Origin of the sequence: Lysobacter enzymogenes (assembly GCF_023617245.1) — a bacterium.
In the GTDB taxonomy this organism is placed as follows: Bacteria; Pseudomonadota; Gammaproteobacteria; order Xanthomonadales; family Xanthomonadaceae; genus Lysobacter; species Lysobacter yananisis.
The window spans coordinates 5,064,808-5,087,862 of the sequence record NZ_CP067396.1 but is presented as its reverse complement, the minus strand read 5'-3'; the positions used below and the strand labels follow the sequence as shown (position 1 = coordinate 5,087,862).

The window sequence follows — 23,055 nt, the reverse complement described above, 5'->3', positions numbered from 1 at the left end:
GAGGGGGCTGGACCATTCGCGCGCAGCGATCGGGCGCGACCGGGCCGACGCCTTCGGGCGGCGGCCGCGACGGCAGCCAGACAGCGGCGACAGCGACGAAGGAACGCGCTTTACGCGTACGCGGGAGCCCGGCGCGAAGACCGGGCCCCGTGGCCGCCTAGCGTGCGATCCGCGATCTTGCGCCGGTCATCACGCTTGCGGAGGAGTCGGATTTGGCGAATCGCTACACCTCGGTGTTCCAGCTCGGCTTGAATGAAGCCGGCATGGGCCAGATCGCAATGGCGCCGGTCACCGGCGCGCAGGACCGATCGGGCTTCGAGATGGGCTTCGTTCGCCCGGCCGCGGAGGCTGGGCTAGTATCGAAGCAGATAACCGGGGCGTGGGCGAAGGTGGACGTGGGCGAGGAGTCATCGGCGGCGAACCAACCCGCGACCGCGCAGCAGGACGGCGACCATTTCGTCGGCTTCCTGCGCGACAACCGCGAAGCGTTGATCGCGTTCCTGCGCAAGTCGGCGGCCTCGCACGAGGACGCGCAGGACATCGCCCAGGAAACGATGATGCGCATGCTGCGTTATCGCGACCAGCCCGCCGACGCGTTGAAGATCCTGATGTACCGCATCGCGATCAATGCGTTGAACGATCGCGGACGCCGGCAGAAGACCCGGCACGCGCCGGAGCACGTGAGCCTGGACGAGGACTATCACGCGCTGCCGTCGCCCGAACCCAGCCACGACCAGCGCGTGGCGACCGAGCAGGAACTGGCGCTGGTGCGCACGGCGATCATGCAGTTGCCGGTGCGCAGCCGTCAGATCTACCTGCTCAACCGCATCAACGGAATGAGTTACACGCAGATCGCGAAACACTGCGGCATTTCTGTAAAGGCGGTGGAGAAGAATATCGGCCGGGCGCTCGCGCTGTTGCGCGCGCGCATGAAGGAAAGCGGCTACGAGACCTTGCAAGAGCCATGAATACGACACAGCCCACATCGACGAACGCCACCGACCACGCCCTCGCCGGCGCGGACGAAGGCAGCGCGGAAGCCTGGGTGGCGCGGCTGGATTCGCCCGAATGCACGGCGCGCGATCGCGCCGAGTTCGAGCGCTGGCTCGACGCCCGCCCGGACAACGTGACCGCGTACGTCGAGGCCGAGCGCGCGCACCAGGCCGCCGCGCAACTGGCCGGGGACGAGATGCTGCAGGCCGCCGCGCGCATCGCCTGGCGCCAGAGCGGGCGCGAAAGCGCGCGCTCGCGCTGGTGGGTGCCGACGACGATGGTCGCGTCCTTGCTGGTCGCCACCGTGGTCGGCGTGGGCTGGCTGCGTTCGCCGGCGCCGGTCGACAGCGTCCGTTACGTCACCCAGGTCGGCGAGCAGCGTTCGCTGCGGCTGGCCGACGGCACCCAGGTCATGCTCGACACCGATTCGGTCATCCTCGCGCGCTTCGGCGACGAGCGCCGCGAGGTCGAGGTCGACCGCGGCCGGGTCCAGTTCCAGGTCGCCGCCGACCCGGCGCGGCCGTTCTCGGTCAAGGCCGGCACCGGCACCATCCGCGACATCGGCACCACGTTCCAGGTCAGCAAGAACGGCAGCGAGGTCAACGTCGGCCTGATCGAAGGCGCGGTGGTGATCTCCAACGGCCTGGCCCAGGCCGGCAGCGCGCTGCGTCCGGGCCAGCAGCTCAGCTACGACCACAGCGGCCGCATGACCCCGCCCGAGCCGCTCGACCTCAGCGTCGCCCAGTCCTGGCCCGGCGGCGACCTGGTGTTCAAGAACCGGCGCCTGGACGTCCTGCTCGCCGAGATGAACCGCTACTCGGCGACCAAGCTGCGTCTGGCCGATCCGAACCTGGGCAAGATCACGGTCAGCGGCGTGTTCCACATCGGCGACCAGGCCGCCCTGCTGGAAGCGCTGGAACAGGGCTGGTCGTTGAAGGCGGAACGTGCGGCGGACGACGAAATCGTCCTGCATCGCAATCCGGGTTGAGCCCCCTGGCCGCCACGGCGGTGATATGGTTGGACAGCGCCAACGACAGGGGGCGCACGGTTCAGCTGTAGCCCGATCGATGCGGTTGGTGGATGGCCAAGATTTCCCATGCGTTCATCGTTTCCGTCGCGCTGACGTTTTCGCCCGTTGCCGGGGCTTTGCCGGCCGTCCAGGGCGATAGTCCAGCCGATGGCTACACCATTTCTCCCGGCGCGTTGGACGACGCGCTGAACGCGTTCGCCACCGGTAATCGTTTGCAGCTGATCTATTCGCCGGCCCTGGTGGCGCGCCGGCGCACCGCCGGCCTGCGCGGCCGGCCGCCGGTACGCGAAGGTTTGGCGCAGTTGCTGGAAGGCACCGGCCTCACCGCGGTGGCCGTAAAAGCCAATGTCTACTTGCTGCAGCCGGCGCCGCGGGCGCGGCCGCGGCCGGCCCCGGCGGTGCAGACCGGGACCCCGCCGGCCCCGGCGCCGCACGGGCCGACCACGACCGAGCTGGACACCGTCCACGTCACCGGCTCGCGCATCGGCCGGGCCGTGTTCGAAAGCTCGCTGCCGCTGACCCTGATCACCAACGAGCAGATCCGCAGCAGCGGCCACCAGACCCTGTTCGACGTGCTGCGGCTGTTGCCGGGCATGAGCGGCCACCACCCGCGCAACGTCGCCACCGAGAACGGCGCCAGCCAGGTGCCGTCGGCCGCCGCCGCCTCGGCCAGCCTGTATTCGCTGGGCCCGCGCGCGACCTTGTTCCTGGTCGATGGCCGGCGCATGGCCAACTACGGCCTGATCTCGACCGACTACGGCGCGCTGACCGACCTCAACGGCATTCCGTTGAGCATGGTCGACCACATCGAGATCGCCCACGGCGGCGCTTCCGCGATCTACGGGGCCGACGCCATGGCCGGCGTGGTCAACATCATCCTCAAGAAGGACTACCGCGGCGCCGAGGTCGGCGCGAGCTTCGGCGTGTCGCAGCGCGGCGACGCCGAGCAGCAGCGCCAGTACGCCAGCTTCGGCGAGCAGACGCCCGGCGGCGGCAACGTGTTCGTCAGCGTCGACCACTTCACCCGCAATCCGCTGATCGGCAGCCAGCGCAAGTGGGCGACGATGGACCAGCGCCTGAGCGGGCAGGCCGACGGCCGCTACCTCGCCGGTTACTTCGACGGCTACCAGATCAGTCCGATCGAGGGCTGCGAGAACACCACCGCGCCGGGCGTGGTCGACGAGTCGGCCCGCTGTTCGCTGGACCAGGCGCGCTACGTGAGCCTGCAGCCGGGCATCACCAGCAGCGCGCTGTACGCCTATTTCCACCAGCCTTTCGGCCAGAACAAGGAGTTCTACGCCGACCTGCGCGCGACCCGGGTCGGGCTGGAAGTGCAGAATCCGCCGTTCAGCGCATCCTTGCGCCTGCCCGATTCGCACCCCGACGCCGGCGGCGGTCGCTGGCTGAACTATTGGTTCTCCGACGTCGGCCCGATCCGCAGCCGCAGCGTCACCACGACCCGCGACTTCACCGTCGGCGTCAAGGGATTCCGCGACAAATGGGAGTGGGACGTCAGCCTGGCGCAGCGGCGCAACAAGGTGGCCAACCGCATCACCGGGTTGATCAACGAGCCGGCGGTGACGCAGGAAGTGCAGACCATGTCGCTGCGTTTCGACAAGGCCGCGACCAACGAACCCAAGGTGCTGGCCGAAATCGCGCCGCAGACCACGATGGGCGGCGAGATCGTGCTGGACATGTTCTCCGCCAGCGTCGAGGGCCCGCTGTTCGAGCTGCCGGCCGGCGAGGCGCGCCTGGCCGCCGGCGTCGAGGCCCGGCGCGAGGTGCTGCGCGCGCGGCCCGACGAGGACTTCGTCCAGGGGCACGTGGCCTTGGCCCAGGAGTTCGACGCGCGCCGCGCCAGCCGCAACACCTCGGCGCTGTACGGCGAGGCCAACGTGCCGCTGCTGCAGAAGCTGTGGTTGAACGCGGCCTGGCGGCTGGACCGCAGTTCCGGCTACGGCAACCAGATCTCGCCGATGTACGGCCTGCGCTGGCAGCCGCTGCGTTCGCTGGTGCTGCGCGCGACGATGGGCGAGGGCTATCGCGCGCCGACCCTGGCCGAACTGCGGCGGCCGCTGATGATCGGCCAGGACACGGTCGGTCGGCTGGCCGAGGATTTCCCCGTGCCGTGCGCGGTGTCGCTGCACGACGCGGAAGGCACCGAGTACTGCCAGGTCGACGTGCGCGCGGGGGTCAACCCCAAGCTGCGTCCGGAGATCTCCACCAGCCGCAACTTCAGCGTGGTGTGGACGCCGACCGAGGACCTCACGGTCAGCCTGGACCGCTACCGCATCCATCGCCGCAACGAGATCGTCGCCACCGCTTCGCTCGAGTACCCGAAGCTGTTTCCGAAACAGCTGGTGCTGGACGAGTTCGGCCAGGTCACCGAGGTGATCCGGCAGCTCGACAATTACGGCAGCACCGACGTGCGCGGCTGGGAGCTCAGCGCCGAGTACCGCATGCCGACCCGGCGCTGGGGCAACTTCGCCGTGCGTCTCAACGGCCACTACCTCGACACCTTGCGGCGCGGCGTGCACTCGCAGGTGCCGGAGCTGGATTACGCGGGCTTCGGCACGCCCAACCGCACCGTGCTCGGCAGCGTGCGCTGGAGTTACGGCGATTGGAGCGCGACGCTCAACGCGCGCTACATGGGGCCGGCGACGGTGCTCAAGAGGACGCCGGATCAGCCGTGCCCGAAGATGGCGTTCCGCACCATCTGCAGCACGCCGAGCGCGACCCTGCTCGGCTTGGACCTGACCTACGAAGGCTTCGACAAGTGGCTGTTCGGCCTGAACATCAGCAACCTCAACGATCGCCGGCCGGTCAACTACGACTACAGCGCCGGCGGCTACAGCCTGGTCGACGACGATCCGGTCGGGCGCTATTACCTGGTCAGCGCGATGTATCGGTTCTGAGCCGCGCGCCGGTTCGGGTGCGGCGATCGGGATGACGGTGGGCGGCGGCGGTGCGGCATCTACGGCGCGCCGCCGCGACGCGTTTCAGCCCGGCGCGAGCCAGGAGAACGGCGGCCACGGCAGGTTGCGCAGCACCCAGAAGCCGCCGAGCAGCGGCAGCCAGAACTTCGCGCTGGTCAGCGCGGCGATCGCGCGCTGCGGCACGGGCAGGCGATAACCGAGGCTGTGCAGGGCCAGCAGCGGCAAGGTCAACAGCAGCAAGGGCAGCAACGGGTTCATCGCCACCGCTTGGGCGAGGTCGCCGTGCACCAGCGCGTGCGCGGCGCGGGTCATGCCGCAGCCCGGGCAGTACAGCCCGGTGAAGTGATAGAACATGCAGCCCGGCAGCGGGCTGCCGGCGGCATTGGGGTCGACCCGCCGCAGCACCCACGCGCCGGCCGCCGCGACCGCGCCGGCGGCGGCGACGGTCGCGGCGAGCGCGTAATGGCGGGCGGGCGCTTGCATGGCGGCGATGCGGACGCGAACGGCGCGGGCTCAGCGGCCCTGCGCTTGCCGCACCTGCTCCAGGAATTCCTGCGACATGAACGACGCGCCTTCGATGAAGAACGACAGGATCGTCCACAACACGCCGACCGCGACCAACGCGGTGCCGATCCAGCACCACAGCTTGGCCTGCTCGGACGCGCGGCGCGCGCCGGCTTCGTCGCCGGCGGCAAGCTTGCTGCCGACCTGGCTGCCGAACACGATCGCCACCACGCCCGGCGCGGCGCCGATCAGGCAGCAGAAGCAGGCGCCCAGGACGGTGACGATGATCGACCAGACCAGGTAGTTCGGATACGGCGACCCGGCGACGACGGGCTGATTCATGGCGGACTCTCCCCTGAGCCTTCGACCCGCGCCGGAACGGCGGCGGCTGCGGGCATCCTAGCAGCGCCGGCGCCGTCGCGGCACGCCGGGTGCGTGCTTCAGGCGCGATCCCCGCGCAGCGCCCGCACCTGCGCTTCCAGCATTTGCGCGGTCAGCCCTTGCGGATCGCGCGGCGGATCGGCGACCACCTCGACCTGCGCGCGGAACCGGCGCGGGACCCGCATCCGACGCAGGCGCGAATCGCGCTTGCTCCACATGCTGCTCCACATGCCGCGCAGCGCCATCGGCACCACCGGGACCGGGTTCTTCTCCAAAATCCGTTCTACCCCCGACTTGAACGCCGCGATGTCGCCGTCCTTGGTCAGCGCGCCCTCGGGGAAGATGCCGACCAGCTGGCCGTCGGCCAGCGCCGCCTCGATTTCCTCCATCGCCCGGCGCAGCACCTCCGGGTCTTCCTTGGCGCCGGCGATCGGAATGGTCTTGGCGGTGCGGAAGATCCAGTTCATCACCGGAATGTTGAAGATCTTGTAGTACATGACGAAACGCATCGGCCGCGACACGCTGGCGCTGAGGATCAGCGGGTCCATGTAGCTGACGTGGTTGCACACCACCAGCGCCGCGCCTTCGTCGGGAATGCGCTCGGTCCCGGACACGCGCAGCCGGTACAGCCCGCGCACCAGCACCCAGCTGAGGAAGCGCATCAGGAACTCGGGCACGATGGTGAAGATGTAGATCGCCACCAGCGCGTTGAGGATGCCCAGCGCCAGGAACACCTGCGGAATGGTCCAGTGGAAGAAGCGCTGCACGATCACGCCGAGCGCCGCCGCCAGCACGATGAAGGCAGCGTTCTGGATGTTCATGCCTGCGATCACGCGCGACAGCTCGTTCTTCGGCGAACGGTTCTGGATCAGCGCGAACAGCGGCACCACGAAGAAGCCGGCGAACACGCCGATGCCGACCAGGTCCATGACGATCCGCCACGCCCCCGCGCTGCGCACGAAGCCTTCCACGTCCAGGCCCTTGGCCGTGGCCATGCCGGGATGGGCGAAATACAGGTCGACCATGAACGCGGTCATGCCGAACGCACCCAGCGGCACCAGGCCGATTTCGACCGTGCGCGCCGACAGCTTTTCGCACAGCATCGAGCCCACGCCGGTGCCGATCGAGAACAGCGCGAGCGCGAAGATGTACAGCGTCGGCCCGCCGCCGAGGTTGTCCTCGGCATAGCCCGGCAGCTGCGAGGTCAGCACCGTGCCGACGAACCAGAACCACGACACGCCGAGGATCGAGTTGCGCACCGCCGGCTGGCGCCGGGTCATGCGCAGGATCTTCACCGACTCGGGAATCGGGTTCCAGTTGATCTTGAGGTCCGGCTCGCCGGCGTCGGCGCGCGGGATCATGCGGCTGACGATGTTGCCGGTGACCGCCAGGACGACGATCGCCGCCGCCGCGACGATCGGGCCGTGCGCGCCGGCCAGGGTGAAGATCAGGCCGCCGAAGATCATGCCGGCGAGGATCGAGATCGAAGTGCCCATCTCGACCAGGCCGTTGCCGCCGGTGAGTTCCTCGGGCTTGAGCACCGACGGCAGGATCGAATACTTGACCGGCCCGAACAGCGTGGACTGCAGCCCGGTGCAGAACAGCGCGACCAGCAGGACCGACATGTTCTGCGTGAGGAAGCCGACCGCCGCCAGCGACATGATGGCGATTTCCATCGTCGTGGTGATGCGGATGAGCTTGTGCTTCTCCAGCTTCTCGGCGATCTGCCCGGCGGTGGCCGAGAACAGGAAATACGGCAGGATGAACAAGGCCGGCGCGAGGTTGGTGTAGAGCGTGCGCTGCTCGTCGCTGACGCCGAGGTAGAACAGCAGGCCGATGATCGCCTGCCGGTACACGTTGTCGTTGAAGGCGCCGAACGCCTGGGTGAGGAAGAACGGCAGGAAGCGCCGTTGGTTGAGCAACGCGAACTGGTTGTGCGCCATGCCGTCCTGCTGTCCGGTCGGGTCCGCACCCGGATGTGCGGCTCATGCGAAGGATTCGCGCTGGGAGCCTAGCAAAAGGGGCTTGCGGGCGTGTAGCCGGGCGCGGCGGGATCGGATGGGGATCGAGCGGGTAGCGGAAAAGTAGCCTGGGTGGGCCGTCGGCTTACACCGTTGCCGGGGGCGCGGTCGGTGTCTGCCTGGTCCTGTGGTTCGCAGGCTCGATAGGGCCGCGAGAGATGATGCGGCCGCGCGACAGGGCTGCGCAGATGGCGTCCTGGGGACGGCGTTTGCAGAAGCGGCGCGGGAGTTCGGCCGCGAGCGACTGCGGCGGATGGCGCGGGCGCCGCGCGCGCGGCCTGCCACGCGATTGTCCATGTGTATCCCAGTGTATCCAGGCGCCCGCTGCGCGGCGCTCGCATACAAATCCCCGCCTGGCCGGACACGCCGCAGATACCCGGCCCCGGTCCAATGCCCTGGCACGCCCACTGCCCAGGAGCCGTCATGACCGCCACCACGACCGACCGCCCTCTCGATGCCCAGCGCCGCAGCCTGCTCGGCGGCGCCGCCCTGGCCCTGCTCGCCGGGCCGCTCGGCGCGGTCGGCGGCATCGCCCCGGCCTTCGCCGCCGCGCCGCGCAAGACCGCCGCCGCTGGCCCGGCGGCCTGGGGCGCGCTCAAGCAGATCGACGCCGGCGTGCTGCGGGTCAGCTACGCCGAACTCGGCCCGCGCGACGGCATCCCGGTGCTGCTGCTGCACGGCTGGCCCTACGACATCCACACCTACGCTGAGGTCGCGCCGATCCTCGCCGGGCAGGGCTATCGCGTGATCGTCCCTTACCTGCGTGGTTACGGCGCGACCGCGTTCTTGTCCGCCGACACCCCGCGCAACGGCCAGCAAGCCGCGCTCGCCGTCGACGCCATCGCCTTGCTCGACGCGCTCGGCATCGAATCGGCGATCTTCGGCGGCTGCGACTGGGGCGCGCGCACCGCCGGCATCCTGGCGGCGCTGTGGCCGCAGCGCTGCAGGGGGCTGGTGTCGGTCAGCGGCTATCTGATCGGCAACCAGCACGCCGGCCAGGCGCCGCTGTCGCCGAAGGCCGAGCTGCAGTGGTGGTACCAGTTCTACTTCGCCACCGAGCGCGGCGAACGCGGCTATGCCCAGAATCGCGGCGAATTCGCCCGGCTGATCTGGGAACTGGCCTCGCCGCAATGGCGCTTCGACGACGCCACCTTCGCCGGCAGCGCCGCCGCGTTCGACAACCCCGATCATGTCGCCATCGTCATCCACAACTACCGCTGGCGGCTGGGACTGGCGCAAGGCGAAGCGCGTTTCGACGCCCTGGAGGCGCAACTGGCGAAAGCGCCGAGCATCGTCGTCCCCACGATCACCCTGGAGGGCGACGCCAATGGCGCCCCGCACCCGCCGGCCGAAGCCTATGCGCGCAAGTTCGCCGGCAAATACCAGCACCGCGAGGTCACGGGCGGCATCGGCCATAACCTGCCGCAGGAAGCGCCGCAGGCGTTCGCGCAGGCCATCGTCGACGTGACCAGGCTCTGACGAATGCCTGGCGAACTACCTGTAGGAGCGGCGCAAGCCGCGACCGCGGATCTTCACGCTCGCGGCGCAACTTTCGTCGTAGCCGAGGATTCGCGGTCGCGACTCGCGTCGCTCCTACAGGGAGCTCCCGCGGCTTGCGCTGCTCAGCGCCCGCCCGCGTCCTGCCATTCCGCGCTTTCGGCGGTCTTCTGCTCGCGCACGACCCGGCTCCACTCCGGCTCGTGCCGCCAGCGCCGCGTGGTGCGCTGGAAGAACTGGCTGTTGGGCACCTGCAACACCGTGTCGTCGCCGTTGGCGTGGGTTTCCTGCAGCGTGGTGTAGACGAAATTGATGTCGACCACGCGGCCCTTGAGCCCCGGCTTGTCGCCGTTCTCCAGCACCTCGATGTAGTCGTACAGGCGGAACGGCCGGGTGGTGAGGATCAGGAACGCGCAGAAGATGTTCGACAACACGCTCCACGCGGCGAAGAACGCCACCGCGCCGACCGCCACGAACCCGGTCAGCGTGGTCCACACCACTGAACCCGAGATCCCGACCCGGTTGAGGAACATCAGCAAGGCGGTGATGTAGATCACCGTGCTGAGCCCGCGCCGCAGCCCCAGCGCGAAGGCCGGAGCGAGGTCGTAGCGGGTGGACATGCGCCGCAACAACTGGCGCAGCAGCGTGGTCAGCAGCCAGGCGATGGCCAGGATCGCGAAGGCCTCGCCGATTTTCGTGGCGATGTAGGTGGCCTGGGCGAGCATGGGGGACATTGCCGGTTTTGCCTTTTCGGAGAATGGCCAGGAGAGGCAGTGTAAGGGGAAGCGGGTAGTCGCGCCGTCCCCGGATGTGGTTGGCGACCATGGAACCGCCCGAACCGGGACATCACGCAGTGAGTGCGGCGCTCTGCGCCAGCCCGTACCCTAGGACCGAAGTGACTCGTTGGTGACTGCCATGCTCAGCCCCGAACTGACCGCCCGAATCATCGCCTTTCGCGATGCCCGCGACTGGAAGCAATTCCACAGCTTGCGCACACTCTCTACATCCATTGTTCTGGAAGCCGCCGAACTGGCCGAACATACCCAATGGGCGCGCGACACCGAGCTCGACGAAGTTGTACGAGCCCGCCGGCCGCAAATCGAGCAGGAAGTGGCCGATTTGGCCATTCTCATGACGTACTTGATTACGGATCTGGGTATCGACCTGGAACAGGCCGTGGCCGACAAGCTGAACAACAATGCCGAGCGCTATCCTGTCGACAAGGCGCGGGGATCGGCCAAAAAATACGACGAACTGTGATCCGGCACCGCGCACCGCGCGGCCGAGCGAGGGAAACGCAACAATGTTTCTGTATTCCGGCACCACACCGGATTTTTTGCGGGCGACGACCCAGAACGCCATTGCTCAGCGTTTGGAAGAGGCCTTTCTGGCGCACTACCGCCGTGACCCCGGCGAAGGCGAACGTCAGTCATGGCAGAACTCGCTGCGCTCCTTCGCCGACGTGCTGCGCGAAGGCGATCTGACCGACCAGGGCATTTTTCTCGAATTCCGCCTGCCATTGTCGTCCAAGCGCATCGACGTCTTGCTGACGGGGCGGGACGCTCAGCGCGATCGCGCCGTGGTGGTCGAACTCAAGCAGTGGCAGATCGCTGAAGCCGGCGGCGGCGACGACCTGCTCAAGACATGGGTCGGCGGCCAGCATCGCGACGTGCTGCACCCCTCGGTGCAGGCCAACCAGTACCGTCGTTATCTGGAAGACATGCATGCCGTGTTCCAGCCCGGCGACGAACGCGTCGCCCTGGATGCCTGCGCTTACCTGCACAACTACCGTCCCAAACTCGATGACGCGCTGTTCGAGCCGTGCTCGGAGGCAGTGCGCCGGCTTGTGCCCATATTCACTTCCGGCGATGTTCCGCGACTGGCGCAGCACCTCGTTCAACGGTTAGGACAGGGCGATGGCGAGCGGGTCATGGAACGGGTTGCCAAGAGTCGCTACCGTCCCGCCAAGAAATTGCTCGAACACGTCGGAAAGGTAGTGAAAGAAGAGCCCGCATTCGTTCTTCTGGACGAGCAGCAAGTGGTCTTCAGCCAAGTAATGACGGCGGTGGAGGCCGCGATGTCCGACAACCGCAAGCATGTTTTCCTGGTCCACGGCGGTCCCGGTACCGGTAAATCCGTGCTTGCGTTGAACCTGCTCGGCGCACTGTCGGCGAAGGGCTACAACGCCCAGCACGCCACCGGCTCCAAGGCTTTCACCAGTACTATGCAAAAGATCGTCGGTCGTCGGGCAGGCCAACAGTTCCGCTACTTCAATCAGTATGGCGGAGCGGCTCCCAACGACGTAGATGTGCTGTTGTGCGATGAGGCTCACCGCATCCGCGCCACCAGCAATCACCAGTACACCAAGAAGGACAAGCGTTCCGATCGCCCGCAGATCGTCGAGATCGTCGAGGCCGCCCGGGTGTCGGTGTTCTTCGTCGACGACCGGCAAGTGGTCCGGCCCAACGAAATCGGCTCGTCCATACTGATCCGCGAAACCGCCGCCGCGCGCCAGTGCGTGTTGCACGAGAACCGGCTGGAAACTCAGTTCCGGTGCGCTGGCTCGGATGGATTCGTCAATTGGATCGACAATACGCTCGATATCCGAAAGACCGCTAATATCCTATTCGACCAAGCGCAAGAATCCTTTGAGTTCGGCATCGTCGACAGCCCCGATGCTTTGGATGCGCTTATTCGGGCTAAGGTTGGCGAAGGGCATAGCGCCCGTTTGGTGGCGGGCTACTGCTGGCCGTGGGCGAAAACCCTCGATGGAGACGGACAGCTGATCAAAGACGTCCGGATCGGCAGCTTCGAGCGGCCCTGGAACGCTCGGGCGGACATGAGTCGCCTGCCCAGCGGCGTACCGACCGCGGATTACTGGGCCTATAACGAAGGCGGCCTGGAGCAAGTGGGTTGTGTCTATACCGCGCAAGGATTCGAATTCGACTATGTTGGGGTGATCTGGGGCAAAGACCTGCGTTACCAGCCCGATGAAGGCTGGATCGGCGATCGTGCCGCCTCCTTCGACACCACCGTCAAGCGGTCGCGTGATCGTTTCGCCGAACTGGTCAAGAACACCTACCGTGTGCTTCTGTCGCGCGGCATGAGGGGGTGTTACGTCTATTTCGAAGACAAAGAGACCGAAAATTTCGTGCGAAGCCGTACCGAAAATCTCGGCCGAACCCCCAAGCCTCTGCCGCGTCCCAAGCCCGCGGCGCCCAAGTCAGTGCTCATCGACACCCGCCCGTTCCAGATCGTACGCAATGCCGATGTGCGGCCCTGGGAAAACGCTGTACCACTGCTCGACCTGAAGATCGCCGCTGGCGACTTCAGCGATGTGCAGACATTGGAGTGTGAGGCCGTCGAGTGGGTGGCGCTGCCGGACCACATCCGTATCAAGCCCGGTTACTTCGTGGCTCAGGTACAGGGCGAGTCGATGAATCGGCGAGTGCCCGATGGGTCATGGGTGTTGTTCTCGACAGAAATGAGCGGATCGAAACAGGGGCGGATGGTATTGGCGGAGCGCGTCGAAACCGGCGATCCGGAGGAGAGCGGGCGATACACGCTCAAGATTTATGACGCAACAAAGCACGAGGAAGACGAGGGAATCGTTTACCAGCAAGTCATGCTGCGGCCCGACAGTCTCAATCCGGATTTCAAGGCCATTGAATTGGATCTGGGAGACAGCGACGCGCTGATCCGGGCATGGCTCGTGGCCATCTTGGTTTAAGCGGGGTGGCATCTAATTGCTATAGCCCAGGCGGTTTCGTTGCAGCGTTGAGGACTATCGTGTCGGTGCGACCTGGCAACGAGCCCACATGGGTACATGGGGACCGCCTCTGGATTCCATCCATGCATGATTACGCTGGATCGAGCCGGGGTATTCAATTCGCCGCCACCGCCACATTCACCGCCGCCGCCACCAGCACCGCGTTGAAGAAATACGCCACGATCGAGTGCATCAGGGTGAAGCGCCGCAGCGCGCGGCCGGAGATCGCCACGTCCGAGGTCTGCGCGGCCATACCGATCACGAAGGCGAAGTAGACGAAGTCGATCGCGGCGGGCTGCTCGTCGCCGGGGAATTCCAGGCCGCGGCGCGGTTGCTTGTCGGCGCCGGGACGCCAGTACAGGTGCGCGTAGTGCGAGGCGGCGAGCATGTGGATCGTCGCCCAGCCCAGCGGGATCGAGAGCAGGGCGACGATCAGCCAGCCCAGGCAGGGACGGTCGTCGGCGTTGATGGTCATGAACAACGCGGCCAGGGCGGTGGTCACGGTGGAGACGACGATCAGGAACAGGACGTAGACCGGGACGTCGCTCTTGACCGCGGCCTGGCGCAGGCGCTGGCCGCTGAGCCGGCGCAGGCTGGGCACGGCCAGCGCGAGGTAGCTCACGAAGAAAGCGTTGGCGGCGAGGATGATGGCGCGTTGCCAGCCCAGCCAGTCGGCGAGGACGAAGCCGAGGGCGTAGGCGGCGGCGATCAGCGCGAACAGGAACTTGCGGGAATCGAGCATGAGCAGCCCCAACTAGGCGCGCCGGCGGAGGCACCACGGCGGATTCAGGATAGCGCCGCGGGCGGCGGCGTCGCCAGCGCGCGGGCCGTCGGCGCGCGTGCGTCGGCCGTCGTCGTGGCGGCCGTCGTTGTGCCGGGTGCCGTCGCGTCGGGGCCGAGCCTCGCGCATCGCCGCGATCGCCGCGAGCGCGGCGCGCGGCGGGACGCTGGCCGCCATGCGCGGACGATTTTGCGGCGCCGTGACGCGCCCGCCGGCATGCTCGCCCGTTGCGGCCATCGGCCGCGGCCGGCTCGGCTGGAGCACTTGGAGACCGCATGTCGTTCGAACTGAGCGGGTTGCCCGCGTCGCTGAACATCGGCCTGACCGTATTCGTGTTCGTGGCCCACCTGCTCGCCGCCGCGCGCGCGCTGACCCGGCCCAACCGCACGCCGGCCTCGCGCGCGGCCTGGGTCGCGGTGATCATGCTGGCGCCGGTGGCGGGCATGGTCGCGTACCTGCTGCTGGGCGAAACCAACATCGGCCGCGCGCGGGTCGACCGGATCGAGCATGCGGGCAAGCGCATGCCGTCGCCGGACGATGCCGCCAACGCACCGGGCGCGGTCCCCGACCACGCGGCGCCGTTGTTCGAGCTGGCCCGTTCGATCAACGGCTTCCATGCCGTCGGCGGCAACCGGATCGCGCTGCTCGGCGACGAGGACAGCGCCGCGGACGATCCCAAGCGCGATTGCAGGCTGGCGATCGATGCGCTGGTCGCCGATATCGAGCAGGCGCGCGAGTCGGTGCACATCGCCTTCTATATCTGGCTCGACGATGGCGCCGGCGGCCGCGTCGCCGATGCCGTGGCCGATGCGGCGCGGCGCGGGGTGGCCTGCCGGGTGATGGTCGATGCGTTCGGTTCGCGCGCCTTCATCGCCGGAGAGCGCTGGAAACAGCTCGGCGGGGCCGGAGTGAAACTGCTGCGCACGCTGGACGACCTGAATCGATTGCAGCACATCGCGTTCAGCCGCATGGACCTGCGCGATCACCGCAAGATCGTGGTGATCGACAACAAGATCGCCTATTGCGGCAGCCAGAACTGCGCCGATGCGGAGTTCCGGATCAAGCCCGCGTACGCGCCGTGGATCGACCTGCTGCTGCGTTGCGAAGGCCCGGTGGTGCGGCAGGCGCAGTTCCTGTTCCTCAGCGGCTGGATTCCGGAGACCGGCGAAACCGGATTGGACGATTATCCCGACGCCGCCACGCCGCAGCGCTTCGACGAGGATTGCATCGCCCAGGCGTTCGAGACCGGCCCGGTCGTGCGCCACAACGCGATGAGCGACATGTTCGCCGCCTGCATCTACGCGGCGCGGCGCGAGCTGACCATCGTCACCCCGTATTTCGTGCCCGACGAATCGATCCTGCGCGCGATCTGCGCCGCGCCGCGCCGCGGCGCCGCGACCCGGTTGGTGTTCCCGCAGCGCAACGATTCGTGGTTCGTCGGCCAGACCTGCCGCAGCACCTACGCCGACCTGCTGCGCGCGGGCGTGGAGGTGTACGAGTATCCGCTCGGCATCCTGCACACCAAGGCGATGTGCATCGATGACGAGATCGCCCTGGTCGGTTCGGCGAACATGGACCGCCGCAGCCTGGACCTGAACTTCGAGAACAACCTGATGATCGCCGACCGCGCGCTCGTCGCGGCGATCCGGCGGCGGCAGGACAAGTACCTGTCGGTATCGCACCGGGTCGCGCTGGACGAGGTCGAGGCGTGGCCGCTGCGGGTGCGGCTGGTGCAGAACGCGGTGGCGATGATGTCGCCGGTGCTTTAGGCGGGTGGGCGGCTACGTGCCGCCCCAGCGATAGTCGATCTCGCGGAAGAGTCCGTCGCCCGCCGCGTTGTCCATGCCGGCGCGGTGCGCGAATCCGGCCAGACGCAGGGCCCGGGACAGCGATTCGACCATCCGCCAGGCCTGCGATTCTTCGCGAAAGATCGAACCGGAGGCATGCAGCAGGCCGGTCGTCGACGGGTCCATGGCGAACTCGAATTCATCGATGTCGCCGCCGTGGCGCAGGATCACCTGATCGTTGAATCCCGATCGGTACGGCTGCAACGGCATCGCGCAATCCGCGAGATGGGCCTCGATGCCGCTCAAGCCCGATGGCGCGAGGATCTCGATATGGAAGTGGCATCCGTCCATGCGGCGAGGCCTGTGGTTGCGGGGCGCGCGCGACGAGGCGCGTCGCCGGACGGCTGCAGGATAAAGCGGGGTCCGGATCACGACAATCCGCGTGCGTGCCGGGCGCTGGTCTGAGAGGCCGGGCTGTCCAGGCGCGATGCAAGCCGCTCCTACTACGGGGGACGACCGATGTTGCGCAGGAGCGTCAGCGCCAGAACACCCACCACGGCTTGGTTTCCTGCGGGGGCTCGTAGGCCGGCACCGGGCACAGCACCGCCCAGCCGTCTTCGGCGTGCGACATGAAGGTGCGCTGGGGAAAGGTGCGGCCGTCGGCGTTGCGGATGTTCTGGGTCACGGCGAAGAAGCGGCCGGCGAAGTGTTCGACCGCGACGACCTGGGTGACGACGCCGAGGAAGTCCGGCGGTTGCGCCTGCCGCCATTGCCGTTGCAGCGCGTCGGCCAGTTCGCCGCGCGGGCCCGCGGGCGGCGCGGCGCCGGCCGGGCGCAGATGCTGCTGGATGAGTTCGGCCTCGTGCTCGAAGTTGCGGCAGCGCAACGCGAGTTCGAAGTCGCCGTTGCGATAAGCCTCTTCGAGCGCGTGCAGGGTTTTCTCGGGCGTGGACCGATCGAGTTCCGGGTTGCTCAACGCGATGCCCCTGTGAATGGACGGTCGTGCGGAACGTGCTGCGCATCGGCGCGACGGCGACAGCGCCGGGATGCGTCTTTCCCGATCCTAGCCGATCGCGGCGCGACGGATACGACCTGGGTCGCATATGGCAATGTCGTTGCGGGGTGAAGACACGATGTCAACGCGACGGCTGGCGTCGGCGTTTCGCGGGCAGCCAGCTTGCGGCGGTTAGGCTCGGGCCGTTCCCCGCACGAGGAGGCCGGTATGTCCGCCGACACCAAGACGCCGTTGGATCATGTCAACACCACGTTGAACCAGCTCAAGGAAATGCGCCACTACGCCAAGAACTACGTCGAGCAGTTGACCGGGCAGTGGCTGCTGTTCGACGGCGAGTTGAAGAAGCTCAAGCAGGCGCAGCGCATTGAGGAACTGATGGTGCGGCAGGGCGAGCTGTACGAGGCCCTGGACAAGGAGATCGCGGAGCTGGAGGAGTTGGCGACGAGCTTGCAGCCGGCGCCGGAGGACGCGGCGGCGCGTTGATGCGGATCGTTCACGGGCGCAGCCGCGACATCGCATTTGCGATGCAAGCGCGATAGCGGTTCGCGCGGTTGTTGCATTGAGCGGGCCTGAAACGAACAACGGCCGGGAGCGGGCGCTTCCGGCCGTTGCGTTTTCGCGATACCGCGTCAGGCCTGCGCGGCGCGCTCGCGCTCGATCGCGCGCCAGCCGATGTCGTGGCGGTGGAACTCGCCCTGCCAGGAAATCCCGGCGACGACTTCGTAGGCGCGGCGTTGCGCATCGGCCACGCTGTCGCCGAGCGCGCAGGCGCACAGCACACGGCCGCCGGCGGTGACCGCCTGGCCGTCGACGAGTCGGGTGCCGGCATGGAAGACGTGGCTGTCGACCGGCAGCGGCACGTCCCATTCGCTGATCGGATCGCCGGTGCGCGGGGCGTCGGGGTAGTGCTGCGCGGCCATCACCACGCCCAGCGAGGGGCGCGGGTCCCAGTCGGCTTCGACGGCGTCCAGGCGCGCATCGATCGCGGCCTCGACCAGATCGAGCAGGTCCGAGCGCAGGCGCAGCATCACCGGCTGGGTTTCCGGATCGCCGAAGCGGACGTTGAATTCGATGACCTTCGGCGCGCCGTCGGCGTCGATCATCAGGCCGGCGTAGAGAAAGCCGGTGAACGGTACGCCGTCGGCGATCATGCCGCGCACGGTCGGCATCACCACCTCGCGCATGACCCGGTCGTGGACCGTCGGGGTGACCACCGGCGCGGGCGAATAAGCGCCCATGCCGCCGGTGTTGGGGCCGGTGTCGCCGTCGCCGACGCGCTTGTGGTCCTGCGAGGTCGCCATCGGCAGCGCGTGTTCGCCGTCGACCATGGAGATGAAGCTAGCTTCTTCGCCGTCGAGGAACTCCTCGATCACCACGCGCGCGCCAGCGGCGCCGAAGGCGTTGCCGGAGAGCATGTCGCGCACCGCGTCTTCGGCCTCAGGCAGCGTCATCGCCACGATCACGCCCTTGCCGGCGGCGAGGCCGTCGGCCTTGACCACGATCGGCGCGCCTTTCTCGCGCACGTAGGCCAGGGCCGCGTCGACGTCGGTATGCACCGCGTAGTAAGCGGTCGGAATGCCGTGGCGGGCGAGGAAATCCTTGGCGAAGGCCTTGCTGCCTTCGAGCTGGGCGGCGGCGGCGGTGGGGCCGAAGATGCGTCGGCCGGCGGCGCGGAAGCGGTCGACCACGCCGGCCACCAGCGGCGCCTCGGGGCCGACCACGGTCACCGCGACGGCTTCATCGGCGGCCAGCTTCAGCAGGCCGTCGAGGTCGGTGGCGGCGACCGCGACGTTGCGGCATTTGCCTTCGCGCGCGGTGCCGGCGTTGCCGGGGGCGACCAGGACCTCGTCGACGCGCGGGGATTGGGCGAGCTTCCAGGCCAGCGCGTGTTCGCGCCCGCCGGAGCCGATTACGAGGACCTTCATGCCTGCTCCTGGCCGGGGCCGGCCGGAAAACGCGCGAAAACGCGGGAATAGGCGATTTTACGCGAGCCGCAGGCAGGCCGCGACCCGGCTGTTACCATCGCAGGCCGATTCTGGCGTTTGTGGGGACTGGCGGATGCAAGCTTTGCTGGACGCGATCGAAACCGCGCTGGCGCCGGTCATCGGCGCGATCAACCATGTGCTGTGGGACTACTTCCTGACCTATGGCCTGCTGCTGGTCGGCCTGTACTTCACCGTGCGCCTGCGCTTCCTGCAGGTGCGGCGGTTCCCGCACATGCTGCAGGTGATCGGGCGCGGCACCGACGGCGACGCCTCCGGCATCTCGCCGTTCCAGGCGCTGTGCACTTCGCTGGCCTCGCGCGTGGGCACCGGCAACCTCGCCGGCGTCGCCATCGCCTTGAGCCTGGGCGGGCCGGGCGCGTTGTTCTGGATGTGGTGCACCGCGATGCTGGGCATGGCCACGGCCTACGCCGAGAGCGCGCTGGCGCAGCTGTACAAGGTGCGCGACGAGAACGGCCAGTACCGCGGCGGGCCTTCCTACTACATGAGCCGCGGCCTGAAGAAGCCGTGGATGGGCGTGGCGTTCGCGCTGTGCTTGCTGCTGACCTACGGCCTGGTGTTCAGCAGCGTGCACGCGAACGCGATGGCGCAGTCGCTGCATTCCGCCTTCGGCCTGAGCCAGCTGCAGATCGCCAGCGGGCTGGTGCTGTTGACGGCGGTCATCATCTTCGGCGGCTTGCGCGCGATCGCGCGGTTCGCCGAATGGGTGGTGCCGTTCATGTCGCTGGGCTATCTGTTGCTGGCGGGCTGGGTGGTGTTGACCCACCTGCCGCAGGTGCCCGCGGTGCTGACCTTGATCGTACGCAGCGCGTTCGGCCTGGACGCGGCCGCCGGCGGCGTGCTCGGCGGTCTCGCCGTGGCGATGTTGCAAGGGGTCAAGCGCGGGCTGTATTCGAACGAAGCCGGCATGGGTAGCGCGCCGAACGTGGCCGCGGCGGCGACGCCGGTGCCGCACCATCCGTCCAGCCAGGGCCTGGTGCAGTCGCTGGGCGTGTTCATCGACACCCTGATGATCTGCAGCGCGACCGGTTTCGTGATCCTGCTGTCCGGGGTGCTGGGGCAGGGCGGCGACGGCGTGCAGATCACCCAGGCGGCGATGACGACCTTCTTCGGCGGTTGGGGCACCTACTTCGTCGCCATCGCGCTGTTCTTCTTCGCCTTCACCACGATCATCGGCAATTACTCCTACGCCGAGAGCAACCTGCTGTACTTGGGTGGCGGCGCCAAGTCGCTGTTCGTACTGCGGGTGGCGGCGCTGGCGGTGATCGTGTGGGGCGTGTATTCGAAGGTGGAGCTGGTGTGGAACGCGGCCGATGCGGCGATGGCGCTGATGGCGTCGATCAACCTGGTCGCGATCGTGATGTTGTCGGGCGTGGTGGTGAAGCTGACCCGCGACTACGACCGGCAGCTGCGCGAAGGCAAGTCGCCGGAATTCCATATCGCCCAGTACGCGGAGCTCGGCGACGGGGTGGATCACGAGATCTGGCGCGAGCGCGGCAAGCCCGGCGCGTAAGCCGGGGCTTTGGGTAGGAGCGGCGCGAGCCGCGACCGCGACAACGCGGCTACGACGAGGCTTGCGCCGCAGCTGCGTTGTCGCGGTCTCGGCTCGCGCCGCTCCTACAGGGGCTGTTGCGGCATTCGCCCGAACCCGTCATTCCGGCGAAAGCCGGAACCCATTTTGATTTTGCTGTCGCCTCGCGCAGGGCTGCAGCGCAAGAGCAACGGCAAAATGGGTTCCGGCTTTCGCCGGAATGACGGGGACAGAGGAGCGCCGGCCCCGAATCCGGCGTCCAGACGCCGCGCCGCGCGCTAGTGGATCGCCGAAGCCGGCAGCTTCCCGTCCTCGCGCAAGCGCTCCAGCGCCAGTTCCGCCAGGCTGTCCCACAGCGGCGGCGGCAGGCGGTTTTGGCGCAGGTGCCAGAGCAAGGCGATGGATTGCGAACGGCCTTCGCGCCAGGTCAGCACCGCTTGCCATGAGGGTTCCAGGCTACGCGGGTCGAGCAGTTCGACCTTGTAGCGGTGCTGGCTGACGCTGCGGCCGTCGTAGTCCAGGCCGTCCAGCGAGACCCGCAGCACCGGCGCGGCGGTTTCGCGCAAGGACTGCAGGGTCTGGGTTTGATGCTCGACGGCGGCGCGCCGGTCGCGCGGCTGCGAGGTTTCGCCGAAACGCTCCTGCTCGCTGCGCGCGGACAGCGGCCGCACCCGATAGCCCAGCTGCTCCAGCCGCTGTCCCAGCGCGCGCGCCAGTTGCGCGGTGTAGTCGCGGCGCAGGCCGGCTTCGATGTCGAGCGAGACGTCCGGCTCGACCAGCAACACGGCGACGGCGTCGCCGCCGATGCCGTAGTCGCCGAGCGTCTTGCTGTCGGCCGACTGCCGTTGCGAGTACTGCCAGCCCGCCCACAGCACCAGCACCGCGGCCAGCGCCGCCAGGATCATGAGCTTGCGCGCGAGCGAGCGCAGCAGGCCGCGGCCGGAAGGCGGCGGCCCCGGCGGCGGGCGCGGTTTGAATTCGAGCGGCATGATGCGGTCGGGTGCGGCGCGGGCGCCGGGGCGCCCGCGCGCGCAGGCTCAGTGGCGGAAGTGGCGCACGCCGGTGAACACCATCGCCAGCCCGTGTTCGTCGGCCGCGGCGATGACTTCGTTGTCGCGCATCGAACCGCCCGGCTGGATCACTGCCTTGATGCCGGCGGCCGCGGCCGCGTCGATGCCGTCGCGGAACGGGAAGAACGCGTCGGAGGCCATCACCGAGCCCGGCACGACCAGCCCGGCTTCGTCGGCCTTGAGCGCGGCGATCTTGGCGCTGACCACGCGGCTCATCTGCCCGGCGCCGATGCCGATGCTGCGATGGTCGCGGGCGTAGACGATGGCGTTGGACTTGACGAACTTGGCGATGCGCCAGGCGAACAGCAGGTCGGCCAGCTGCGCGTCGGTCGGCGCCAGCTTGCTGACGACCTTGAGTTCGTCGCGGCCGACTTCGCGCAGGTCCGCGCTCTGCACCAGCAGGCCCGAGCCGATGCGCTTGAAATCCAGGACGTTGCGGCCGTCGCCGCCGGGAATGCGCAGCACCCGCACGTTGGCCTTCTTCTTCGCGTATTCGACCGCGCCGTCTTCATAGTCGGGCGCGATCAGCACCTCGACGAACTGACGGTCGAGGATGACCTTGGCGGTGGCCGCGTCGAGCTTGCCGTTGAAGGCGATGATGCCGCCGAAGGCCGAGGTCGGATCGGTGGCGTAGGCCAGTTCGTAGGCGTCGCCGCAGGCCACGCCCTCGGCCACGCCGCAGGGGTTGGCGTGCTTGACGATCACGCAGGCCGGGCGCTCGAACTGGCGCACGCATTCCCAGGCCGCGTCGGCGTCGGCGAGGTTGTTGTAGCTCAGCTCCTTGCCCTGCAACTGGACGAAGCTGGCCAGCGTGCCCGGCAGCGGCTGCACTTCGCGGTAGAACGCGCCGCTCTGGTGCGGGTTCTCGCCGTAGCGCAGGTCCATGACCTTGACGAAGCTGGCGTTGTGCTGGGCCGGAAACTCGAGCTTGCCGCCGTCTTCGCCGATCGCCGAGAGGTGGTTGCTGATCGCCGCGTCGTACTGGGCGACGCGGTTGAACGCGGCCACCGACAGGGCGAAGCGGGTCTTGGCCGAGAGCGCGCCGGCGTTGGCGTCGAGTTCGGCCAGCAGCGAGGAGTACTGGGCCGGGTCGGTGGCGACGGCGACGCGGGCGAAGTTCTTCGCCGCCGAACGCAGCATCGCCGGACCGCCGATGTCGATGTTCTCGATCACGTCCTCGAACGAGCTCGCCGGGTCGGCCGAGACCTTTTCGAACGGATACAGGTTCAGCACCAGCAGGTCGATCGCGCCGATACCGTGCTGCGCCATCACCGCGTCGTCGATGCCGGCGCGGCCGAGCAGGCCGCCGTGCACCAGCGGGTGCAGGGTCTTGACCCGGCCGTCCATCATTTCCGGGAAGCCGGTGACCTCGGCCACGTCGCGCACCGGCAGGCCGGCCTCGCGGATCGCCTTGGCGGTGCCGCCGGTGGACAGCAGTTCGACGCCGTGCGCGGCCAGGGCGCGGGCGAGTTCGATCAGGCCGGTCTTGTCGGACACGGACAGCAGGGCACGGCGGATGCGTACCGGCGGGGACGCCGGGACCGGTCGGCCGGTCGGGAGCTCGGAGGTCATTCGGGGAGGAAGGCAGCGGAAGGGCGCGGGAATTATAGCCGCGCGCGCCCGTCGGGCCGCCCGTTCAGGGCGATGCGGGGCGGCCGGCGCCGGGTTTTGCGGCCGGCGCGGCAAAGTCGCGCCGCGGCGGTGTAGCCCGGCGCGCCGGCCGGGCCACTGTGGCGA

Annotated in this window: 20 protein-coding genes; 9 read left to right on the top strand and 11 right to left on the bottom strand. The window is 68.2% G+C overall.

Annotated elements, in window-relative coordinates; genetic code table 11:
* The first annotated feature begins 212 nt into the window (after positions 1-212).
* The 3 genes from JHW41_RS21030 to JHW41_RS21020 all read left to right on the top strand — a co-directional run bounded on the left by JHW41_RS21030 (position 213) and on the right by JHW41_RS21020 (position 4,938).
* A complete protein-coding gene (locus tag JHW41_RS21030; protein WP_331456597.1) occupies positions 213-968 on the top strand; it encodes an RNA polymerase sigma factor in 756 nt (251 codons plus the stop codon).
* Entirely contained in the window at positions 965-1,981 is a 1,017-nt protein-coding gene (locus JHW41_RS21025; protein ID WP_078999311.1) for a FecR family protein, read from the top strand. Before JHW41_RS21030 ends, JHW41_RS21025 begins: the two co-directional genes overlap by 4 nt.
* A gap of 92 nt (positions 1,982-2,073) precedes the next feature.
* A complete protein-coding gene (locus JHW41_RS21020; protein WP_250446387.1) occupies positions 2,074-4,938 on the top strand; it encodes a TonB-dependent receptor in 2,865 nt (954 codons plus the stop codon).
* 84 nt (positions 4,939-5,022) lie between these two features.
* On the opposite strand, the gene JHW41_RS21015 is transcribed toward JHW41_RS21020, so the two are convergent.
* The 3 genes from JHW41_RS21015 to JHW41_RS21005 form a co-directional block, all read right to left on the bottom strand.
* The gene (locus JHW41_RS21015; RefSeq protein WP_057946258.1) at positions 5,023-5,442 is read right to left on the bottom strand and encodes a DUF2752 domain-containing protein; all 420 of its coding nucleotides are present in this window, start codon (positions 5,440-5,442) and stop codon (positions 5,023-5,025) included.
* Between the two features lie 30 nt (positions 5,443-5,472).
* A complete protein-coding gene (locus JHW41_RS21010; protein ID WP_057946259.1) occupies positions 5,473-5,805 on the bottom strand; it encodes a CD225/dispanin family protein in 333 nt (110 codons plus the stop codon).
* A gap of 98 nt (positions 5,806-5,903) precedes the next feature.
* Positions 5,904-7,787: an MFS transporter gene (locus tag JHW41_RS21005; RefSeq protein WP_250446384.1), complete on the bottom strand. Its 1,884-nt coding sequence runs from the start codon at positions 7,785-7,787 to the stop codon at positions 5,904-5,906.
* A 501-nt stretch (positions 7,788-8,288) separates the two neighbouring features.
* On the opposite strand from JHW41_RS21005, the gene JHW41_RS21000 reads away from it, so the two are divergent.
* Positions 8,289-9,344 carry an alpha/beta fold hydrolase gene (locus tag JHW41_RS21000; protein WP_250446381.1) on the top strand — a complete coding sequence of 352 codons (1,056 nt, stop codon included), beginning with the start codon at positions 8,289-8,291 and terminating at the stop codon, positions 9,342-9,344.
* A gap of 143 nt (positions 9,345-9,487) precedes the next feature.
* Here JHW41_RS21000 and JHW41_RS20995 read toward each other — a convergent pair whose 3' ends face one another.
* On the bottom strand, positions 9,488-10,087 hold the full coding sequence (locus JHW41_RS20995; protein WP_231784010.1) for a mechanosensitive ion channel family protein: 600 nt from the start codon (positions 10,085-10,087) through the stop codon (positions 9,488-9,490).
* A gap of 190 nt (positions 10,088-10,277) precedes the next feature.
* Between JHW41_RS20995 and JHW41_RS20990 the strand changes: the two genes are divergently transcribed.
* Positions 10,278-10,622 (top strand): nucleotide pyrophosphohydrolase, encoded by a 345-nt coding sequence (locus JHW41_RS20990; protein ID WP_250446379.1) that lies wholly within the window; start codon positions 10,278-10,280, stop codon positions 10,620-10,622.
* A 43-nt stretch (positions 10,623-10,665) separates the two neighbouring features.
* Complete coding sequence (locus tag JHW41_RS20985; RefSeq protein WP_250446377.1) at positions 10,666-13,092, top strand: DNA/RNA helicase domain-containing protein; 2,427 nt, start codon at positions 10,666-10,668, stop codon at positions 13,090-13,092.
* Positions 13,093-13,246: 154 nt separating this feature from the next.
* On the opposite strand, the gene JHW41_RS20980 is transcribed toward JHW41_RS20985, so the two are convergent.
* Together JHW41_RS20980 and JHW41_RS20975 are read right to left on the bottom strand one after the other, a co-directional pair.
* Positions 13,247-13,873 (bottom strand): DUF1345 domain-containing protein, encoded by a 627-nt coding sequence (locus JHW41_RS20980; RefSeq protein ID WP_250446374.1) that lies wholly within the window; start codon positions 13,871-13,873, stop codon positions 13,247-13,249.
* A 12-nt stretch (positions 13,874-13,885) separates the two neighbouring features.
* A complete protein-coding gene (locus JHW41_RS20975; RefSeq protein ID WP_250446372.1) occupies positions 13,886-14,149 on the bottom strand; it encodes a hypothetical protein in 264 nt (87 codons plus the stop codon).
* Between the two features lie 38 nt (positions 14,150-14,187).
* Here JHW41_RS20975 and cls point away from each other — a divergent pair, with 38 nt between their 5' ends.
* Positions 14,188-15,681, top strand: coding sequence for a cardiolipin synthase (gene cls, locus JHW41_RS20970; protein ID WP_250446369.1), 1,494 nt, complete (start codon positions 14,188-14,190; stop codon positions 15,679-15,681).
* Between the two features lie 12 nt (positions 15,682-15,693).
* Here the strand turns inward: cls and JHW41_RS20965 are convergent, their stop codons facing one another.
* Together JHW41_RS20965 and JHW41_RS20960 are read right to left on the bottom strand one after the other, a co-directional pair.
* Entirely contained in the window at positions 15,694-16,131 is a 438-nt protein-coding gene (locus tag JHW41_RS20965) for a hypothetical protein (RefSeq protein WP_250446366.1), read from the bottom strand.
* A 103-nt stretch (positions 16,132-16,234) separates the two neighbouring features.
* The gene (locus JHW41_RS20960; RefSeq protein ID WP_250446350.1) at positions 16,235-16,675 is read right to left on the bottom strand and encodes a hypothetical protein; all 441 of its coding nucleotides are present in this window, start codon (positions 16,673-16,675) and stop codon (positions 16,235-16,237) included.
* Between the two features lie 246 nt (positions 16,676-16,921).
* Between JHW41_RS20960 and JHW41_RS20955 the strand changes: the two genes are divergently transcribed.
* Complete coding sequence (locus JHW41_RS20955; protein WP_250446346.1) at positions 16,922-17,197, top strand: hypothetical protein; 276 nt, start codon at positions 16,922-16,924, stop codon at positions 17,195-17,197.
* A 146-nt stretch (positions 17,198-17,343) separates the two neighbouring features.
* Here the strand turns inward: JHW41_RS20955 and purD are convergent, their stop codons facing one another.
* A complete protein-coding gene (gene purD, locus JHW41_RS20950) occupies positions 17,344-18,639 on the bottom strand; it encodes a phosphoribosylamine--glycine ligase (RefSeq protein ID WP_250446343.1) in 1,296 nt (431 codons plus the stop codon).
* A gap of 133 nt (positions 18,640-18,772) precedes the next feature.
* Here purD and JHW41_RS20945 point away from each other — a divergent pair, with 133 nt between their 5' ends.
* Positions 18,773-20,230, top strand: coding sequence for an alanine/glycine:cation symporter family protein (locus JHW41_RS20945; protein WP_250446338.1), 1,458 nt, complete (start codon positions 18,773-18,775; stop codon positions 20,228-20,230).
* 296 nt (positions 20,231-20,526) lie between these two features.
* Here the strand turns inward: JHW41_RS20945 and JHW41_RS20940 are convergent, their stop codons facing one another.
* Positions 20,527-21,237, bottom strand: coding sequence for a hypothetical protein (locus tag JHW41_RS20940; protein WP_250446335.1), 711 nt, complete (start codon positions 21,235-21,237; stop codon positions 20,527-20,529).
* Between the two features lie 48 nt (positions 21,238-21,285).
* Complete coding sequence (gene purH, locus JHW41_RS20935) at positions 21,286-22,890, bottom strand: bifunctional phosphoribosylaminoimidazolecarboxamide formyltransferase/IMP cyclohydrolase (RefSeq protein WP_250446334.1); 1,605 nt, start codon at positions 22,888-22,890, stop codon at positions 21,286-21,288.
* Between the last annotated feature and the right edge of the window lie 165 nt (positions 22,891-23,055).

Excerpts from the sequence above, each read along its gene's own strand:
- purD (WP_250446343.1), bottom strand. The coding sequence starts at position 18,639 with ATGAAGGTCCTCGTAATCGGCTCCGGCGGGCGCGAACACGCGCTGGCC.
- JHW41_RS20945 (WP_250446338.1), top strand. The coding sequence starts at position 18,773 with ATGCAAGCTTTGCTGGACGCGATCGAAACCGCGCTGGCGCCGGTCATC.
- JHW41_RS20990 (WP_250446379.1), top strand. The coding sequence starts at position 10,278 with ATGCTCAGCCCCGAACTGACCGCCCGAATCATCGCCTTTCGCGATGCC.
- JHW41_RS20955 (WP_250446346.1), top strand. The coding sequence starts at position 16,922 with ATGTCCGCCGACACCAAGACGCCGTTGGATCATGTCAACACCACGTTG.
- JHW41_RS20980 (WP_250446374.1), bottom strand. The coding sequence starts at position 13,873 with ATGCTCGATTCCCGCAAGTTCCTGTTCGCGCTGATCGCCGCCGCCTAC.
- JHW41_RS20975 (WP_250446372.1), bottom strand. The coding sequence starts at position 14,149 with ATGGCCGCAACGGGCGAGCATGCCGGCGGGCGCGTCACGGCGCCGCAA.
- JHW41_RS21000 (WP_250446381.1), top strand. The coding sequence starts at position 8,289 with ATGACCGCCACCACGACCGACCGCCCTCTCGATGCCCAGCGCCGCAGC.
- cls (WP_250446369.1), top strand. The coding sequence starts at position 14,188 with ATGTCGTTCGAACTGAGCGGGTTGCCCGCGTCGCTGAACATCGGCCTG.
- JHW41_RS21020 (WP_250446387.1), top strand. The coding sequence starts at position 2,074 with ATGGCCAAGATTTCCCATGCGTTCATCGTTTCCGTCGCGCTGACGTTT.
- JHW41_RS21005 (WP_250446384.1), bottom strand. The coding sequence starts at position 7,787 with ATGGCGCACAACCAGTTCGCGTTGCTCAACCAACGGCGCTTCCTGCCG.
- JHW41_RS20985 (WP_250446377.1), top strand. The coding sequence starts at position 10,666 with ATGTTTCTGTATTCCGGCACCACACCGGATTTTTTGCGGGCGACGACC.
- JHW41_RS20995 (WP_231784010.1), bottom strand. The coding sequence starts at position 10,087 with ATGCTCGCCCAGGCCACCTACATCGCCACGAAAATCGGCGAGGCCTTC.
- JHW41_RS21010 (WP_057946259.1), bottom strand. The coding sequence starts at position 5,805 with ATGAATCAGCCCGTCGTCGCCGGGTCGCCGTATCCGAACTACCTGGTC.
- JHW41_RS21015 (WP_057946258.1), bottom strand. The coding sequence starts at position 5,442 with ATGCAAGCGCCCGCCCGCCATTACGCGCTCGCCGCGACCGTCGCCGCC.
- purH (WP_250446334.1), bottom strand. The coding sequence starts at position 22,890 with ATGACCTCCGAGCTCCCGACCGGCCGACCGGTCCCGGCGTCCCCGCCG.
- JHW41_RS21025 (WP_078999311.1), top strand. The coding sequence starts at position 965 with ATGAATACGACACAGCCCACATCGACGAACGCCACCGACCACGCCCTC.
- JHW41_RS20940 (WP_250446335.1), bottom strand. The coding sequence starts at position 21,237 with ATGCCGCTCGAATTCAAACCGCGCCCGCCGCCGGGGCCGCCGCCTTCC.